Here is a 16,975-nt window from a genome sequence, read left to right as displayed (position 1 = left end):
CCTTCCCGAGGTGGCCGCCCCACCACCCGTACGCGCACCACAACCGGCCGCCGCCGACGATGCCCCGCTGCGCGGCCTGTGGCGGCAGGGCTTCGCGGTCTTCTGCGAGAACCGGTTGGCCCTGGTCGGGCTGGGCCTCTTCGTGCTGCTGGCCGGGGTCTGTTTCCTCGGGCCGCTCTTCTACCACACCGACCAGGTGCACACCGATCTCACCAGGGTGCACCTGCCACCGGGCGCCGGGCATCCGCTCGGCACCGACGGCGTCGGTTACGACCAGCTCGGCCGGCTGATGCTCGGCGGCCAGACCTCGATCATCGTCGGGCTGGCGGCCGGAGTCCTCGCCACCTTCCTCGGCACGGTCTGGGGCGCGGTCGCCGGCTTCGTCGGCGGCTGGGTGGACGCGGCGATGATGCGGGTGGTCGACGCGATGATGTCGATCCCGTCGCTCTTCCTCTTCATGCTGCTGGCCGCGATCGTCACGCCGAGCGTGTCGATGTTGATCCTCATCATCGGCGCCTTCGCCTGGCTCGGTCCGGCCCGGCTGGTCCGGGGCGAGGCGCTGAGCCTGCGCACCCGCGAGTACGTCCAGGCGATGCGGGCGATGGGCGGCACCGGCGGCCGGGCGGTCCGCCGGCACATCGTGCCGAACGCCATCGGCACGGTCATCGTCAACGCGACCTTCCAGGTCGCCGACGCGATCCTCTACGTCGCCTACCTCTCCTTTCTCGGTCTCGGCGTCCCGCCGCCGGCCGCGAACTGGGGCGGCATGCTCTCCGACGGCCTCGCGGACACCTACAGCGGGCACTGGTGGCTGCTGTACCCGCCGGGGATCGCCATCATCCTCATCGTGCTCGCCTTCAACTTCATCGGCGACGGGCTGAGGGACGCCTTCGAGGTCCGCCTCCGGCGACGTTAGGAGTGGGACGATGACCGCACCGCTGCTGGAGCTGCGGGAGCTGCGTACCGACATCGCGCTGCGGCGCGGCACCGTGCACGCCCTGGACGGGGTGAGCCTGGCGGTCCGGCCGGGGGAGACCCTCGGCATCGTCGGCGAGTCGGGCAGCGGCAAGACGATGACCGCGCTGTCGGTGATGGGGCTGCTGCCGCCGGGCGGCGAGGTGGTCGGCGGCGAGATCCGCTTCGAGGGCCGCGACCTGCGCTCGCTGCCTCCCGAGGAGGTACGCCGAATCAGGGGCGTCCGGATGGGCATGGTCTTCCAGGACCCGCTGACCTCGCTGAACCCGACGATGCGGATCGGCACCCAGGTCGCCGAGCCGCTGCGGGTGCACCAGCGGCTCGGCAGGGCGCAGGCCCGGGAGCGGGCGATCGAGATCCTGCGCCGGGTCGGGATGCCCCGCCCGGACCGGGTGGTGCAGAACTACCCGCACGAACTCTCCGGCGGGATGCGCCAGCGGGTCGCCATCGCCATGGCGCTGGTCTGCTCGCCCCGGCTGCTCATCGCCGACGAGCCGACCACCGCGCTCGACGTGACCACCCAGCGCCAGATCCTCGAACTCCTCGACGACCTGCGGGCGGAGTTCGGGATGGCGGTCGTCCTGGTCACCCACGACCTCGGCGTGATCGCCGGCCGGGCCGACCGGGTCGCCGTGATGTACGCGGGCCGGGTCGTCGAGGTGGCCGGCACCGGTGAGCTGTTCCGGTCGCCCCGGCACCGCTACACCGAGGCACTGCTGGAGGCGCTGCCGGAGTCGGCGGTCCGCCACGAGCAGGCCCGGCTCTACAGCATCCCCGGCCTGCCGCCGGACCTCTCCCGCCCGCTCACCGGCTGCCGCTTCGCCGCCCGCTGCCGGCACGCCACCGACGAGTGCCGCAGCACCGAGGTGGTGCTGACCCCGGCCGGCCGGCACCGGTACGCCTGCCTGCACCCGGTCTCCGCACCGGCCACCATCTCGTCCGACGCACCGGCCACGGCCCTGGCCCGGCGCCCGGACGTGCCGGCCGCCGTCCCACCGGACGTGCCGGCCGATACGAAGGCTGCCGTACCACCGGACGTGCCGGCCGACGCACCACGCGACGTGGCTGCCGTCGCCGAGTCGGGCGCGCCGCTCGACGGTGCGGCCGGCGCTGTCGGTGACCGTCCGGCGCCGATCCTGTCGGTCCGGGACCTGGTCAAGAACTATCCCGCCGGTGGTGGCGGCCTGCTGCGCCGGGCCGCCGGGCAGGTGAGCGCGGTCGCCGGGGTGTCGCTGGACGTCCAGCCGGGCGAGACGTTCGGGCTGGTGGGCGAGTCCGGCTGCGGCAAGTCCACGGTGGGACGAATGATGGTCGGGCTGGAGCGCCCCACCGCCGGCCGGATCGTCCTGGACGGCACCGACATCGCCGGCCTGCGGCGGCGGGAACGCCGCCGGATGCACCGGCAGGTCCAGTTGATGTTTCAGGACAGCTATGCGGCGATGAATCCCAGGATGCGGGTCGACGCGATCCTCGCCGAGCCGCTGGAGATCCAGCAGGTCGGCGACGGAGCGGCCCGCCGGGCGCGGATCGCGGACCTGCTCGACCAGGTCGGTCTCTCCCGTCGGGTGCTTGAGCGTTATCCGCACGAGTTCTCCGGCGGCCAGTTGCAGCGGATCGGCCTGGCCCGGTCGTTGGCCCTGCAACCCCGGCTGATCGTCGGGGACGAGCCGGTGAGCGCGCTCGACGTCTCGATCCAGGCACAGGTGCTCAACCTGATGCGGGACCTGCAACGCGAACTCGGGCTGGCGTACGTCTTCATCAGCCACGACCTCTCGGTCGTCGACTACATGTCGGATCGGATCGGGGTGATGTACCTGGGCAAGCTCGTCGAGGTGGGCCCGGCGCACGACGTGGTCCGGTCCGCCCGGCACCCGTACACCCAGGCGTTGATCGACGCGGTCCCGTCCGCCAGCCCCGACGCCGCCGCGCAGCCGAGGAGCGGGTCGATCCGGGGCGAGTTGCCGAGTGCGGTGAATCCGCCGACCGGGTGCCGGTTCCGCACGAGGTGCCCGATCGCCGCCGAGATCTGCGGGATCGAGCCGCCGCTGGCCGGCGACGTGCACCGGGTGGCCTGTCACTTCCCGCTGCGTCCGGAGTCGAGCGCGGCCGGCGTACGGGTCGGGGCGGTCGGATAGCCGCGCCCGGCCGCGCCCCGGTCGTCGTCAGGGCATGGGGAAGCCGTACCGGGAGGCGTGCTCGGGGTCGGTCGGGTCGATCTGTCGGAGTCCCTCGTCGGCGAGGCGCTTGTTGACCTCGTCGAGGTGCTCGCGGACCAGCCGGGCCTCCTCCTCGGTGACCCGGCCCCGGTGCGGCTTGCCGGCGTGTTCCAGGCTGGCGTAGCCGACGCGTTCCCGGCTCGCCCTGGCCGGCCGGACCCGTTCGGCGGTGCGCAGCAACTGCGCCATCGGCACGTCGGTGGCGAGCGCGTCGAACTCGCTGGCGGTGAGGACCACCCGGCGGGGAGCCTCGCCCGGCCGGCCGTCGTGGATCTCCACGACCGCGACATCCAGCGCCGCGTCGTCGATGCTCTCGACCTCGGCCGGCTCGGCCTCCAACTGCACCGGCCCGGCGACCAGGTCCGGGTGGTCGAGCACCACGATCCTTACCACCTCGTCGGCGCCGCGCAGCACCTTGCCGCTGAAGTCGGAGACGTGAACGGTCCGCTTACCCATGCCTGCGCTCTCCTGTCCGGGCCGTGGCCGCCTGACACCTGCTCCTCGCCTGGCATCTGCTCCTCGGCGGGCGACGGCCGAGAAGAGAAGTTACCCGACAGGTGTGCGAACCGGCGGGTGGGGGCGGCGCGTGTCCACGGCGGGTCGGTCGCGCCCGGGCATCCGAGCCCGGTGCGCCGGGAATATCCGTACGCCGTACAGCGTACGATGTACGGAGTTACTTCTACCGCCGGGAGCCGCTTGTGAAAGTCACCTCCACCGCCGTTTCGCTGAACGTGGCGGACGTCGCCGCCGCCAGTCGCTTCCTCGTCGAGCACTTCGGGTTCCGCGAGGAGATGGCCGCCGACGGGTTCGCGTCGCTCCGCCGGGACGACGTCGGCACAAACGTCGTCTTCCTGCGCCTGGGCCTGCCGACGCTGCCGGCGGACCAGCGCGACGAGCACGCCCGAGGGCTCATCCTGGCCTTCGTCGTCGAGGACCTGGAGGGCGAACTCGCCCGCCTCCAGGCCGAGGGCGTGACCATCACCATGCCGCTCACCGTCGAGGAGTGGGGGGAGCGCGCCTTCCAGGTGCGCGACCCCAACGGCGTGATCGTGCAGCTCGTCGACTGGAACGGAGCGGGTTAGCCGGGGTGCCCTGGCGGCCGGGTCCGCGAGGAGACGGCCGCCGGGGCACGCCGCGACCGCCGGGCCGGCTCGGCGGGCCGGAAAACAATGTTCGGGCCCGATGACCGACCGTCTGTCCGATTGCTCCGTCAAGTGACGCTGATCTAAGTTCGAGGCCGGTTGACCGCCGCACCGATCGCTCCGTCGCGGCGGCGACGCGTGGACGGCGGGGGGCGCCCTTGCGTATTCAGCTGCTCGGTCCGGTGCGGGCCTGGCGAGACGGCGAACAGCTGGACCTGGGTCCCGCGGCCCGCCGGGTGGTGTTGGGACTCCTCGCGCTCGCCGGAGGAAAGCCGCTGCTGCGGGCCGAGCTCATGAGCGGACTCTGGTACGACCGGGAGCCGCCGACCAGCGCCGCCAACGTCATCCAGACGCACGTCAAACACCTGCGCCGGCTGCTGGAGCCGGACCGGCGCCCGCGGGACCGGGGCACCATGCTGCGGCTGGTCGGCGACGGCTATGCGCTGCACCTGCCCGCCGCCGCGCTCGACCTGGCGCGATTCCGGCAGTGCGTCGAGGCGGCCGCGACCGCGCAGCGACGCGGCGAGCTCGCCGAGGCGGCGGACCTGCTCGGCGAGGCCCTGGCGCTGTGGCACGGTCCACCGCTGGCCGACATACCCACCCTGGCGACCCATCCGAAGGTCGTCGCACTGACCAGCGAGCGGCAGGCCGCACTCGGCCGGTACGGCGAGGTGATGATCGCCGCCGGTCGCGCCCCCGAGGCACTCTCCGTCCTGGCCGAGGCAGCGGTGGCCGCCCCGCTGGACGAGGCGGCGCACGCCTGGCTGATCCGGGCGTACCATGCGGCCGGACGGCGGGGGCAGGCCTTCGCCGCGTACCACGAGGTGCGGCGCCGGCTCGCCGACGACCTCGGCGTCGCCCCCGGCCCGGCGCTGGCGGAGGCGCACACCGCGCTGCTGCACGACGAGGAACCGGCCACCCGCCCGACCGGCCCCGTTACCGCTCGGCACCGGGTTGGAGGTGGTCTTCCCGGGGCGGCCGACGGCCTGCCCCGGAACGTCCCGACGCCGGCGCAGCTTCCGGCGGATCTGGTCGACTTCGCCGGCCGGACGACCGAGCTGGCCCGGCTGGACAGCCTGCTGGACCGCGCGGACCCGTCGGCCGGCACGACCGCGACGGCGATCGCCGTCGTCTCCGGTACGGCCGGCGTCGGCAAGACCACCCTGGCGGTGCACTGGGCGCACCAGGTGGCACACCGGTTTCCCGACGGGCAGCTCTACGTCAACCTGCGCGGCTTCGACCCGAGCGGCGCGGCGGTGGACCCGGCCGAGGCGGTACGGCGCTTCCTCGACGCGCTCCAGGTGCCCGCCGAACGGATCCCGACCGACCTCGACGCCCAGGCCGCGCTCTACCGCAGCCAGATGTTCACCCGGCGGATGCTGGTGCTGCTGGACAACGCCCGGGACGCCGCCCAGCTCCGGCCGCTGCTGCCCGGCGGCCCGGGTTGTCTGGTCGTGGTCACCAGCCGGACCCGGCTGGCGGACCTGGTCGCCATCGAGGGCGCCTGGCCGGTGCCGGTCGACCCGCTGCCAGGGCTGGAGGCCCGGGAACTGCTGGTCCGGCGGATCGGTGGGCAGCGGGCCGGCGACGAGCCGCAGGCGCTGGCCGAGGTGCTCTCCTGCTGCGCCGGCCTGCCACTGGCGCTGGCGATCGTGGCGGCCCGGGTCGCCACCGACCGGGACCTCTCCCTGGCCGACCTGGCTGACCAGCTCCGCCGGGGCGCCGGTCGGCTGGACGCGCTGACCACCGGCGACCCGACCACCGACCTGCGGGCGGTCTTCTCCTGGTCGTACCGCTCGCTCAGCCCGGCCGCCGCCCGGCTCTTCCGGTTGCTCGGCCTTCATCCGGGTCCGGACCTCACCGCCGGCGCGGCGGCCAGCCTGGCCGGCCGCCCGGTGCCCGAGGTACGCCAGACCCTGGCCGAACTGGCCCGGGCCAACCTCGTCGGGCAGCGTTCCGACGGCCGCTACGCCCTGCACGACCTGCTGCGGGCGTACGCGGCCGAGGACGCCGAGCGGGTCGACTCCGACCGCCGCCGTCGTGCCGCCGTCGGGCGGCTGCTCGACCACTACCTGCACAGTGGGCACGCCGCCGACGTGCTGCTGCGGTCCAAACAGAGCAGTCCGGTCTCGCTCGGCCCGCCCCGCCCCGGGGTCACCCCCGAGCGCCCCGCCGACGGCCGGGCGGCGATCGACTGGTTCGCCGCCGAACGCACCGTGCTGCTGGCGGTCCTGGGCGACGCGGCCGGCGCCGGGCTGGACCTGCCGACCTGGCAGCTCGCCTGCTCCCTCGGCACCTATCTGGACCGGGCAGGTCACTGGTACGACCTGGTCGGGACCCAGCGGACGGCGGTGGCCGCCGCCCGCCGGATGGCCGACCCGACGGCCCAGGCCGTCGCGCACCGCTTTCTCGCCCGCGCCTACACCCGGCTGGACCGTCTCGACGACGCGCAGACCCAGCTCCGGTACGCCCTCGACCTCTACCGGCACTCCGGCGACGAGGCCGGGCAGGGGCTGACCCAGCTCAACCTGTCGCTGCTGGCGGAGCGGCGGGACCGCCCCGCCGAGGCGCTCGCACACGCCGGGCGGGCACTCGAGCTGTTCCGGTCCGCCGGCGACCGGCACGGGCAGGCCCGCGCGCTGAACGCCATCGGCTGGTGCCATACGCTCCTTGCCGACCACGCCTCGGCGCTCACCTACTGTGAGCAGGCCCTCGACCAGCTCCAGGAGCTCGGCGACCGGTTGGGGCAGGCCAACACCTGGGAGAGCCTGGGCCGGGCCCACCACCACCTGGGCGAGCCGTCCCGGGCGCTGGAGTGCTACCGGCACGCCCTGCGGCTGTTCCGGGCGCTCGGCGACCGTCACCTGGAGGGCATCACGCTGTCGCACTCCGGCGACACCCAGCAGAGTCTCGGTGACCTTCCGGCCGCCCGGGACGCCTGGCGGGAGGCGCTGGCACTGCTCGCCGGGGTGGATCAGGTGGAGGCGGGCCGGGTGCGTACGAAGCTCGCCGCGCTGGAGCAGATGGGTGACGTGATCGCGGTCGGGCCCGACCTGGTGTCCTGGTGACCCGTACCGCCCGGGCCGGACGCGTCGCCGCGCGAACCGCAAATCCAGGTCTTCTCCGCAGGCGGCCCCCATTTCTACTACGAAGGCCGAAAATCCAGGGTGTCAGTCACGGCGGCGGCGGTCCAACAGAGACGCTACTTCGACCCGGAAGGAAAACGGCTCCTCCGAAACGAGCGCTTGGCCGGAACCTGCCACGACGTACGGAACATAGTGGTCGCCGTCCAGTCTCTGAAGGTGCAGTTCGACCGAGTCCTGCGGCTGCTCCACCCGCAGATACCAGCCAATCCCGGCCTCTGCATACAGCTGCGGCTTCAGCAGCCTGTCCGTTCCGGCGTTGCTTGGCGATACCACTTCGGCGACAAGCTTGACCTCGACGGCCTCGACCGTGTTGCCGACATCGTCGGTATCGGCCACGACGATGTCCGGCTGCAGTATACGGCCGCTGGCCAGCCGGAGGTTGACGTCCTGCAGCACCAGCAGTCCGGCTTGCTCAGCCGGGGCGTAGAGTCCCATAGCAAGCAGGAGCGCGATGTGCTGATGCCGCTTACTCGGCGCGGGACTCACCCACAAGCTCCCATCGATCAGCTCGATCCGGTTCGGGGTCTCGCCGAGCGCGAAGTATTCGTCTTCGCTCCACGGTCCCGGGTGCTCCAGCATTGCCACGCTCATCGGATCGCCTCACCTCTCGGCGGATGCTGCCCCAAGCGTGCCATGTCAACGCCTACCTGCGCGACAACAACCGGCGCCGCCGTGGGTGCGGTCCGGTCTGCTGGCCTGGATGCACCTTGACACAACATCTAGGTAGCGTCAAGCTCTCTATAGTTAGATCAGCTACCTAAAGGGAGTGCCGCATGCCTACGGTCGAGTTCAGTGATGCCGCATACGAGAAGCTGGCCTTCGCTGCCAAGATTGCCGGGGTGTCACTCACAGAAGCGGTCGATCGCGTGTTCGGCACGTCCACCCAAGCGGCCGCCTCGGACGATCCCCAACCTGAGCCGTCGGCGTCCGAGCAGCGCCAGGATGAGATCAAAGTGACCGCGACCTACCTGGGGCGACGCGTCACCGGCTACCTCGATCTCGATTCGGAAAGGCTCCGAATTACCGAAGCACCTCACTCAGACCTCGTGCGGACCTTCAAGTCCCCCAGCCAGGCGGCTGTCGAAACGGTCCGCCACCTCAACCCGGGCCGCAAACGCCCCGAGACCAACGGCTGGCGATTCTTTTGCGCCGAGGACGGCCAACTCATCGAACGCTATCGCCGCCGTTGACGGTTCCACCGGAGGCAAGCGATGGGCCGTCCACCTCCAGGAGAACCTCTGTCCAGGTCGCAGAGGGCCGAGCTACCGCCCGGTCAGCGCGGTGCCGGCAGGGTCGTCGTCCACAGCGACCGCCCGTCCTGGTCCCGCAGGTGCACGGTGAGCGCTCCGGACGGGCCGTCGATGGCGACCTCCCCGAAGTGCTGGAAGCCCTCGGCCGGCGAGGTGTTGGCGCGGGGCGGCGCGTGCACGAAGACCGCCTGCGGTCCGAACGTGCCGTCCAGGGTGTTCGGCCCGAACGCCCCGGCGTGCGCGGGGCCGGAGACGAACTCCCAGAACGGGGTGAAGTCGGCGACCGCCGCCCGGGCCGGGTCGTAGTGATGGGCCGCCGTGTAGTGCACGTCGGCGGTGAGGAAGACGATGCCGCGTACCCCGGCCCGGTGCGCGGCCCGGAGGATCTCGGCGAACTCCAGCTCCCGCCCGGCCGGCGCCCCGCCGTCGCCCTGGGCGATGCCCTCCTGCGCGGTCGCGCCGTCCGGAACCACCAGGCCGATCGGCAGGTCGGCGGCGATCACCTTCCAGGTCGCCCGCGACTGCTTGAGCTCCCGGATCAGCCAGGCCCGCTGCTCGGCGCCGAGCAGCCCGCGCCTCGGGTCGGCGTAGGTGTTGCCGTCGTTGGGGTCCTTGTGCGTCCGCATGTCCAGCACGAAGAGGTCCAGCAGCGGCCCGTACGGCAGCCGCCGGTAGAGCCGCCCGGACGACGACGTCGGCACCCACTCGTGGAACGCCTGGCGGGCCCGGGCGGCGAGGACGTCGACCCGGCGCTCGGTGTAGCGGGCGTCGTCCAGGATCTCGCCGGGATACCAGTTGTTCGTCACCTCGTGGTCGTCCCACTGGTTGACCTGCGGCACGTCGGCGACGAACGCCCGGAAGTGCTCGTCGAGCAGGTTGTAGGCGAACTGGCCCCGGTATTCGTCCAGCGTCTCGGCGACCTTGCTCTTCTCCGGGGTGACGATGTTGCGCCAGGTGCTCCCGTCGGGCAGGGTCACCGTCTCGGCCAGCGGGCCGTCGGCGTAGACGGTGTCGCCGCTGCAGAGGTAGAAGTCGGGGCGTACCGCCCGCATGGCGCGGAAGATCGACATGCCGCCGCGGTCGGGGGCGATGCCCCAGCCCTGGCCGGCGATGTCGCCGGTCCAGACGAACCGGATGTCGTCGCGCCGGTCCCACGGGCCCGGTGCGGTGCGCAGCGAGCCGTGCAGCGCCTCGCTGGACAGGCCGGGCCGGTCCAGGCTCTCCACCCGGGCGCGGTAGTACAGTCGCTCCCCGGCCGGGAGGCCGGTCAGGCGTACCTTGCCGGTGAAGTCGTTGCGCGGGTCCAGCACCGGGCCGCGGACCCGGCGGGCGCCCCGGAGGTCGGGACGCCGGCCCACCTCGAGGTGCAGCCGCCCGGCCCGGTCCGCCCGGGTCCAGACCACGGCGGAGTGCGCGGTCGCGTCGCCGCTCTGCACCCCGTGGGTCAGCACGGGGCGCCCGCCCGGGTGCCAGCCGGGCGTGCCGGGCCAGCCGGCCCGTCCGGTGGCGGGCGCGGCGGCGCCGCCGAGCAGGGCGCCGCCGGCGAGTCCGGCTCCGGTGGCGAGGCCGGCGCGAAGCAGGGTACGCCGATCAAGTGCGCTCATCGGTCCTCCGAATCTGGGTCCAACTCCGGTCCGTCGAAGGTCTACCGACCGGACGTTGCCTGATCACCCGGCTTCGGTGACCACCACCTCAACCGCACGCGAACGGCTGCCGGACGGTGGGCCGCGCCGAGGTCGCGTCCGGGCCGGTCGCCAGGTTTCCGGCACGGCTGGCCGGGTAGGTGGCTCCGCGGGAGAGGAGGATCCGGTGGTGTCGAAGGAGTACCGCAAGGACCCGGAGGCGGTGTCCCGGCTGTCCCGGCAGCAGTACCACGTCACTCAGGAGAACGGAACGGAGCCGCCGTTCCGGAACCCCTACTGGGACAGCAAGGAGCCCGGCATCTACGTCGACGTCGTCTCGGGCGAGCCGCTCTTCGCCTCCGTCGACAAGTACGACAGCGGCACCGGCTGGCCGAGCTTCACCGCCCCGATCGACGCCGGCAACGTCGTCCAGATCGCCGACACCAGTCACGGCATGGTCCGCACCGAGGTGCGGTCGGCGCACGGGGACAGCCACCTCGGCCACCTCTTCGACGACGGCCCACGGGACCGGGGCGGAATGCGGTACTGCATGAACTCCGCCGCACTGCGCTTCGTGCCGCTGGCCGACCTCGAACGCGAGGGCTACGGCGAGTACCGCCGACTCTTCGAGGGCGACGCGGCGAGCTGATCGGGCGCCACCCGGCGGACGGGCTTCCGCGTCGCTACCGTGCCCGGCCCGGCGGGCGGCGGCGGGCCCGCCAGACGGCGAATCCGCCGACCGCCGCCAGGAGCAGCAGGGTGGCCGCCACCGCGGCGACGAAGTGGGCTGTGACATCCTGGCTGGACCCCGCCGGCCGCTCGCGGCCGACCTCGGGGTCGCCGGGTGCGGCGCGCGGTACGGCACTCGGGGTGGCGGAGGAGGGTGCCGACCGATCCCGGTCCGCCACCGGATAGCGCAGCAGCACCGGATCGGCGGCGGACTCGCCCTCCGCCTTCTCGGAGAGGGTCAGCAGCGCCGTGCCGTCCGGGCTGTAGCTGATCGCCTCGCCCTGCGGTTCGTCCGGCAGCGGGACGATCCGGGGCGTGCCGGTGACGACGGCCCGGACCACGTCACCGTCGGTGACGTCGAACTCCAGGGCGTCGGCATAGGTACGCAGCACCACCCGGCTGCCGTCCGGGGCGACCGCGCCACCGGTGACGAGCTGCGGGCCGAAGATCGAGTACGGGTTGCTGGTGGTGCTCCTCGGCAGGGTGAACTGACCGACCTTGCGCAGCGGCACCGTCTGCCCGGGCCGCAGCGCCCCGTCCGGGGTGTAGAGGCCCGGCGTGCCGGGATCCTTGGTCACGATGATCGGCGTGCCGTCGCCGGAGAGCAGCAGGGCCTCGGCGTCGTGCGCGCCGTCCGGGTAGCTGACCCGGTGCAGCACCGGCGCACCGGCACCCGGGGCCAGTTTCCAGAGGGCGACGGTGTCCCGTACCCGGTCGTTGTCGCCGATGTCACCGATCCAGATGGTGCCGTCCGGCGCCCGGGCCAGGTCCTCGGTGTCCCGGGGCCGGGACGGATAGCGGACGGACCGGGTGACCGCACAGTCCCGGCCGAGAAAGAAGATCCGCCGCCGGTTGTCCACGTCGGAGCCGTCGTTGACGACCACGTAGCCGTCGCCGGTGGCGGCCAGCCCGGAGATCTCGGGTAGTCGTTCGTCGTCGACCGTGCAGACGGGCGTGCCGGCGGCGGCGCGGACCCCGGCCGCCGGCTGCCCGGGCGCCTGTCCCGCGGCCGGCCGGGCCGTGACGCCGCCGGCCGGGAGGACCAGCACTCCCGCCAGCACCGAGGCCACCCCCGCCGGCACCGAGGTCGCCAGCCGTCGCATTCGGCAAGTGTGCCACGGGGTTTCACGTTTCGAGCCGGTATGCGGCGGGGATCAGCCGTCAGCGGGACGAGGGCCCGCCCGCCGCCTCCTGTGGCACCGGCAGCGGTGCTTCCCGCCCCGGCGGGTGCGGGTCCGCCGGGCTGACCGGCGCAACCTCGCCGGTGCCGGTGCCGGTGCCGGTGCCGGTGCTGGTGCTGGTGCTGGTGCTGGTGCCGGTGCTGGTGCCGGGGGTGGGGGCGGGGCGGGACCCGGTGCCGGTCCCGGACTCGCCGACGAAGTCCACCACCCGGAGCACGACGTCGGGGTCGGCCAGGATGCGCGCGTGCCCGAGCCCGCTGGTGCGGTGCAGCCGCCCCGGCCAGGCGCCGGCCAGGGCGGCGCCGTCGGTCGGGGCCACCTCGCGGTCGTCGCGGTCCTGCAGTATCAGCAGCGGAGGCAGCCCGCCGACCCGCCGCCGGGCCCGCTCCGGCAGGTGGAAGTCGGCCATGGGGCGGCCGGCCAGCGATTCCAGCTCCGCGATGAACCGGTCGGCGGTCGCCGGGCCGATCCCGAGCGTCCGGCGGAACGTCCCGAGATAGGGGAGCGGATCGGCGAGCGGTGCGATCAGCACCAGCCGACGTACCGGCAGCCCGTCGAGGACGGCGAGCCCGGTCGCGCTCGCGCCGAGCGAGTGCGCGATCACGGCGTGCCCGGGACCGTGTGCCCGGACGACCGCCGTCAGCGCGTCGGCGAACTCGACGAGTGTGCCGCGGTGCGGGCCGAGCGCGCCGGGTGCGGAGCGGCCGTGGCTGAGGGCGTCCCAGGCGACCACCCGGTAGCCGGCCGCCACCAGCGGCGGTACGAATCCGTGCAGCTGGGTGGCGGAGCCGCCCCAGCCGTGCGCCAGGTAGACGAGCGGGCCGCTGCCCCAGGCCCGGCCGGTGACCGTACTGCCGTTGACGGCGACGGTGAACGGTGTGCCGTCGTACGGGCCGGTGAAGGTGCCGGCGCCGCCGCGCCCCACCCGCACGGTGGCGACCGTGCCCCGTCGCCGGGGAGGGGTGCACCAGAGGCGCAGCGCCAGCCGGCCACCGGCGGCCGGGGCGAGGTGTTCGAGCACCCGGAACGCGACCCGCAGGCCGAGGCCCGAGACGGCACGAACAATGAGACGAACGGTCGTGCTTTTTTTGCGCCGGACGTACGGAGTGGTCATGGCGGCTCCTCGGGTCGTTGTGCTGCGCTCAGTCGGACTTCGGTCGTGCGGCGTCCAGCAGTGCCTCGAAGGCCTGCCGGGTCCAGGTCTCGGCCCGCGGATCGTGCAGCAGGCGCTCCGCGTGGAAGGCGCCGAGCATGACGCTGTGCAGGTCGTGGGCGAATCGTTCGGGGTCGGCGGCGCTGTCGAAGTGACCCTCGGCGATGCCGGTGCGGAAGATCTGGGCGATCACGTCGGCCAGGTCGCGTTGCGCGGCGACCAGGTTTTCCCGGATCGGTCCGGGCTGGTCGTCGAACTCGGTGGAGGCCGAGACGAAGAGGCAGGCGCCGGGGACCTGGATGCTGGCGTACCAGTTCTCGAAGAGGGCCCGGATCCGGGCCTCGCCCCGGGGTGCGCGCAGCGCCGGGCGGATCACCTCGGCGGTGAAGGACTCCCGGGCGTGGTCGAGGACCTGCAGGTGCAGCGCCTCCTTGGAGCGGAAGTGCGCGAAGAGCCCGCTCTTGGACATCTCCATCCGGGCGGCGAGGGTGCCGATGGTGAGACCACCCAGACCGAGCCGGCTGGCGATCTCGGTCGCCTCCGCCAGTACCGCCTGGCGGGTGGCCTCCCCCTTGCTCACCCGTCAGTGATAGCACGATCGTTCGTAATTGCCAACCGCGAGTCGCTGGAGCGCGCCGGGTAATTCGCGGGTGGCGGAATGCTGCGCACCGGGCGGCATAATGCGGAGGTGCGAGCCGATCGGGATGCACGACCGGTGCCGTTGCCACCGGTGCCACCGGCGACCGCGCCGCAGCCCGGCTCTCCGTCCGCCCGGCATCGGCATCGGCATCGGCATCGGCATGAGCGTCGGCATCGGCATCGGCAACGGCGACCGGCGGCCGTGCTGGCGGCGCTGGTGGCCGGCCTGGTCGCCACCGGCGGCGCCCCCGCCGCGGCGGCCCCGTCGGCCCGATCCGTGGACGCCGCGCGCTGCGGCCCGAGCGTCACCGATCCGCTCTCCGCCGCACCCTGGCCGCTGACCCGGCTGCGACCCGACCTCGCCTGGCCGTTGAGCACCGGCGCGGGGATCAGAGTGGCGGTGGTCGACTCCGGCGTCTCCGCCGACCATCCGACCCTGACCGGCAAGGTGCTGCCCGGCCGCGACCTGCTGGCGTCCTCCGGCGGCGACGGCCAGTGCGACGAGAACGGGCACGGCACGCTGATCGCCGGGATCATCGCCGGCCGCGAGGCGGTCAGCGCCGGATTCCGGTTCTACGGGGTCGCACCCGGCGCCGAGATCGTGCCGGTACGCGTCCTGCGCGACCAGCGCAGGTCGGTCGAGGCCGACCTCTCCGAGCGGATCGCGGAGGCGATCCGGTGGGCGGTGGACTCCGGCGACGCCGACGTGCTCAACCTGTCGCTGACCACGCCACCGACCCGGCAGTTGCAGTCCGCCGTCGCGTACGCCCTCGACCGGCAGGTCGTGGTGGTCGCCGCCGCCGGCAACTCCGGCGACTCCGGTGTGGAGGCGGGCCGGCCGACCTTCCCGGCCGGCTATCCGGGGGTCATCGCGGTCGCCGGGGTGAACGCCGACGACGAGCATGTGCAGACCTCGACAAGCGGCGAGTTCGTGGACGTTGCCGCGCCAGGCGAGCGGATCGCCGGCCCGGCGGCCGCCGGCGGGGGGTACCTGTTCACCGCCGAAGGTGGCACCAGCTTCGCCACCGGGTACGTCTCCGGGCTCGCCGCGCTGATCCGGGCGTACGATCCGACGCTGTCGCCGAGCCAGGTGGCCGAGCGGATCTTCCGGACCGCCGACCACCCCGACGGGCTGTGGAACCCGCAGGTCGGGCACGGTGTGGTCAATCCGGTACGGGCGGTCGGTGCCGTGCGGCCGGCCGTTGCCCCGGCTCCGGCCACTGCCGGCAGCGTGCCGCGCCCGGCGGCCCGGCCGGCTCCACTGCGCGCGGTCAGTGTCGCCTCGGCGGTTATCGCCGTGGTCGGCGTCGCGCTGGCGTTGCTGCTGCTGGCCTCCGTGCCGGTCATCCGGCGGGGACGGCGTCGCGGCTGGCGGACGACCCGGAAGTGAGCGCCGATCGCTCCGCCCGGACTCCACTGTCGACCTGGTGCCGGCCACGGGCGCACCCGTTCCGGTGATAATGTCCCGGCATCGTCGACACGGAGGTGCGGGCGTGGCCAGTGGGTTCAGCCGGGTCACGGTGGTAGCGCCACGCAGCCGTGTCGATCTGGCCCTGCCCGCCGACGTACCCCTGGCCGACCTGCTGCCCACGGTGCTCGGCTATGCGGGCGACGGGCTCGCCGACGACCCGGCGGCGCGCAACGGCTGGACGCTCTCTCGGATGGGTGGCTCGGCCCTGGACAGTTCGCGCAGTCCCGCCCAGCTCGAGGTGCGCGACGGCGAACTGCTCTACCTGCGGCCCCGGGGTGAGGAGGCGCCGCTACCGGTCTTCGACGACGTGGTGGACGCCGTCGCCACGGCCGCCCGGGAGCGCACCGGCCGGTGGAGTCCGGCCACCACCCGGACCCTGGGCCTCACGCTCGGGGCGCTGGCGCTGCTCGGTGGCGCCGTCGCGGTGCTGCTCGCCGGCCCGCCGCAGCTTCCCGGTGGCCTTGTCGCGCTCGGCCTCTCCGCCGCGCTGCTGATCGGCGCGGTGGTGCTGGCCCGCGCGGTGGGTGACGCGCGCAGCGCCACCATCCTCGCCCTGGTCGCGCTCTGCTACGCGGCCGTCGGTGGGCTGCTGGTGCTCGCCGGGGACCGGACCCTCGGCCAGCTCGCCCCGCCGCACGTGCTGGTCGCCGCGACCGCCATGGTGCTGGTGGCGGCGGCCGCCGCGATCGGTGTCGGCGACGCCGGCCCGGTCTTCCTCTGTGGCGCCGTGTGCGCGGTGGCACTGCTGGTCGCCGCCGCGATCCGGGTGCTCTTCGCCGTCGGTACGCCGGCCGCCGCGGCCGTCACCGTGACGCTGGTCTTCGCCACCCTTCCGCTGTTGCCGATGGCCGCCTACCGGCTCGGCCGGCTGCCGGACCCGTCGGTGCCCACCGAGCCGGAACACCTCCGCCAGGACGGGCAGGCGGTCGACGGCCTCGACACGTTCGCCCGCTCCGACCGGGCGGACGCGTTCCTCGCCGGCATGCTGGGCGCGCTCGCCGTGATCGGGGCGGTGGCGGCCGTGGCCGTCTCCACCGCCGGCATCGGCGGACTGGCCCTCTGCGTCGTACTCGGGCTGACGATGACGGCCCGGGGCCGCTGGTTCCTCGGCCGGGCGCAGCGGCTGCCACTGCTCGGCGCCGGTACGGTGGCCCTGGGCGCCGCTCTCGTCGCCGCCTACGACGATCTCGGGTTGGTGTGGCGGCTGACGGCGCTGCTCGGCGCCCTGCTGGTGGTCGCCGCGATCAGCATCGGCTTCGCCCTGACCAGTGGGCGCCGGCCGGGTTCACCGATCTGGGGACGCACTCTGGACATCATCGAGATGCTCCTCATCCTCGCCGTCTTTCCGTTGGCGGTCTGGGTCAGCGGCCTCCTCGGCTGGATCCGCGCCATCCGCGGCTGACCCGCGCTCACCGCCGTGTCCGTCCGGGGTGGGCCGGGTTGCGGGTCGA

General features: G+C 73.5%; 14 protein-coding genes. 8 read left to right on the top strand and 6 right to left on the bottom strand.

What is annotated here, in order from left to right:
• Positions 1 to 10 precede the first annotated feature (10 nt).
• Both ACN28C_RS25525 and ACN28C_RS25520 read left to right on the top strand, forming a co-directional pair.
• Complete coding sequence (locus tag ACN28C_RS25525; protein WP_422774801.1) at positions 11 to 916, top strand: ABC transporter permease; 906 nt, start codon at positions 11 to 13, stop codon at positions 914 to 916.
• A 10-nt stretch (positions 917 to 926) separates the two neighbouring features.
• Positions 927 to 3,110 (top strand): dipeptide ABC transporter ATP-binding protein, encoded by a 2,184-nt coding sequence (locus ACN28C_RS25520; protein ID WP_422770066.1) that lies wholly within the window; start codon positions 927 to 929, stop codon positions 3,108 to 3,110.
• Positions 3,111 to 3,137: 27 nt separating this feature from the next.
• Here the strand turns inward: ACN28C_RS25520 and ACN28C_RS25515 are convergent, their stop codons facing one another.
• Positions 3,138 to 3,647 (bottom strand): hypothetical protein, encoded by a 510-nt coding sequence (locus ACN28C_RS25515; RefSeq protein WP_422770065.1) that lies wholly within the window; start codon positions 3,645 to 3,647, stop codon positions 3,138 to 3,140.
• 242 nt (positions 3,648 to 3,889) lie between these two features.
• Between ACN28C_RS25515 and ACN28C_RS25510 the strand changes: the two genes are divergently transcribed.
• Positions 3,890 to 4,273 carry a VOC family protein gene (locus tag ACN28C_RS25510; protein ID WP_422770064.1) on the top strand — a complete coding sequence of 128 codons (384 nt, stop codon included), beginning with the start codon at positions 3,890 to 3,892 and terminating at the stop codon, positions 4,271 to 4,273.
• A gap of 218 nt (positions 4,274 to 4,491) precedes the next feature.
• Complete coding sequence (locus ACN28C_RS25505; RefSeq protein WP_422770063.1) at positions 4,492 to 7,401, top strand: AfsR/SARP family transcriptional regulator; 2,910 nt, start codon at positions 4,492 to 4,494, stop codon at positions 7,399 to 7,401.
• Between the two features lie 102 nt (positions 7,402 to 7,503).
• Here ACN28C_RS25505 and ACN28C_RS25500 read toward each other — a convergent pair whose 3' ends face one another.
• A complete protein-coding gene (locus tag ACN28C_RS25500) occupies positions 7,504 to 8,070 on the bottom strand; it encodes a Uma2 family endonuclease (protein WP_422770062.1) in 567 nt (188 codons plus the stop codon).
• Between the two features lie 182 nt (positions 8,071 to 8,252).
• Here ACN28C_RS25500 and ACN28C_RS25495 point away from each other — a divergent pair, with 182 nt between their 5' ends.
• Complete coding sequence (locus tag ACN28C_RS25495) at positions 8,253 to 8,669, top strand: hypothetical protein (protein WP_422770061.1); 417 nt, start codon at positions 8,253 to 8,255, stop codon at positions 8,667 to 8,669.
• Between the two features lie 83 nt (positions 8,670 to 8,752).
• Here the strand turns inward: ACN28C_RS25495 and ACN28C_RS25490 are convergent, their stop codons facing one another.
• Positions 8,753 to 10,333: an alkaline phosphatase D family protein gene (locus ACN28C_RS25490; RefSeq protein WP_422770060.1), complete on the bottom strand. Its 1,581-nt coding sequence runs from the start codon at positions 10,331 to 10,333 to the stop codon at positions 8,753 to 8,755.
• A 205-nt stretch (positions 10,334 to 10,538) separates the two neighbouring features.
• On the opposite strand from ACN28C_RS25490, the gene msrB reads away from it, so the two are divergent.
• Complete coding sequence (msrB, locus tag ACN28C_RS25485; RefSeq protein WP_422770059.1) at positions 10,539 to 11,000, top strand: peptide-methionine (R)-S-oxide reductase MsrB; 462 nt, start codon at positions 10,539 to 10,541, stop codon at positions 10,998 to 11,000.
• A 34-nt stretch (positions 11,001 to 11,034) separates the two neighbouring features.
• Here the strand turns inward: msrB and ACN28C_RS25480 are convergent, their stop codons facing one another.
• From ACN28C_RS25480 to ACN28C_RS25470, 3 genes are read right to left on the bottom strand one after another with little or no spacing between them, the layout of a single operon-like run.
• The gene (locus ACN28C_RS25480; RefSeq protein ID WP_422770058.1) at positions 11,035 to 12,183 is read right to left on the bottom strand and encodes a hypothetical protein; all 1,149 of its coding nucleotides are present in this window, start codon (positions 12,181 to 12,183) and stop codon (positions 11,035 to 11,037) included.
• A 58-nt stretch (positions 12,184 to 12,241) separates the two neighbouring features.
• Positions 12,242 to 13,375 (bottom strand): alpha/beta fold hydrolase, encoded by a 1,134-nt coding sequence (locus tag ACN28C_RS25475; protein ID WP_422770057.1) that lies wholly within the window; start codon positions 13,373 to 13,375, stop codon positions 12,242 to 12,244.
• A 28-nt stretch (positions 13,376 to 13,403) separates the two neighbouring features.
• Positions 13,404 to 13,994, bottom strand: coding sequence for a TetR/AcrR family transcriptional regulator (locus ACN28C_RS25470; RefSeq protein WP_422770056.1), 591 nt, complete (start codon positions 13,992 to 13,994; stop codon positions 13,404 to 13,406).
• Positions 13,995 to 14,255: 261 nt separating this feature from the next.
• Between ACN28C_RS25470 and mycP the strand changes: the two genes are divergently transcribed.
• Together mycP and eccD are read left to right on the top strand one after the other, a co-directional pair.
• Positions 14,256 to 15,443, top strand: a complete 1,188-nt coding sequence (gene mycP / locus ACN28C_RS25465) for a type VII secretion-associated serine protease mycosin (RefSeq protein WP_422770055.1) — start codon at positions 14,256 to 14,258, stop codon at positions 15,441 to 15,443.
• Positions 15,444 to 15,546: 103 nt separating this feature from the next.
• Positions 15,547 to 16,926 (top strand): type VII secretion integral membrane protein EccD, encoded by a 1,380-nt coding sequence (gene eccD / locus ACN28C_RS25460; protein ID WP_422770054.1) that lies wholly within the window; start codon positions 15,547 to 15,549, stop codon positions 16,924 to 16,926.
• Positions 16,927 to 16,975 lie beyond the last annotated feature (49 nt).

The organism is Plantactinospora sp. WMMC1484 (assembly GCF_049315195.1).
Lineage (GTDB): Bacteria > Actinomycetota > Actinomycetes > Mycobacteriales > Micromonosporaceae > Plantactinospora.
The sequence above is the reverse complement of the archived record's forward strand: the minus strand, read 5'-3'. Positions and strand labels throughout refer to the sequence as shown.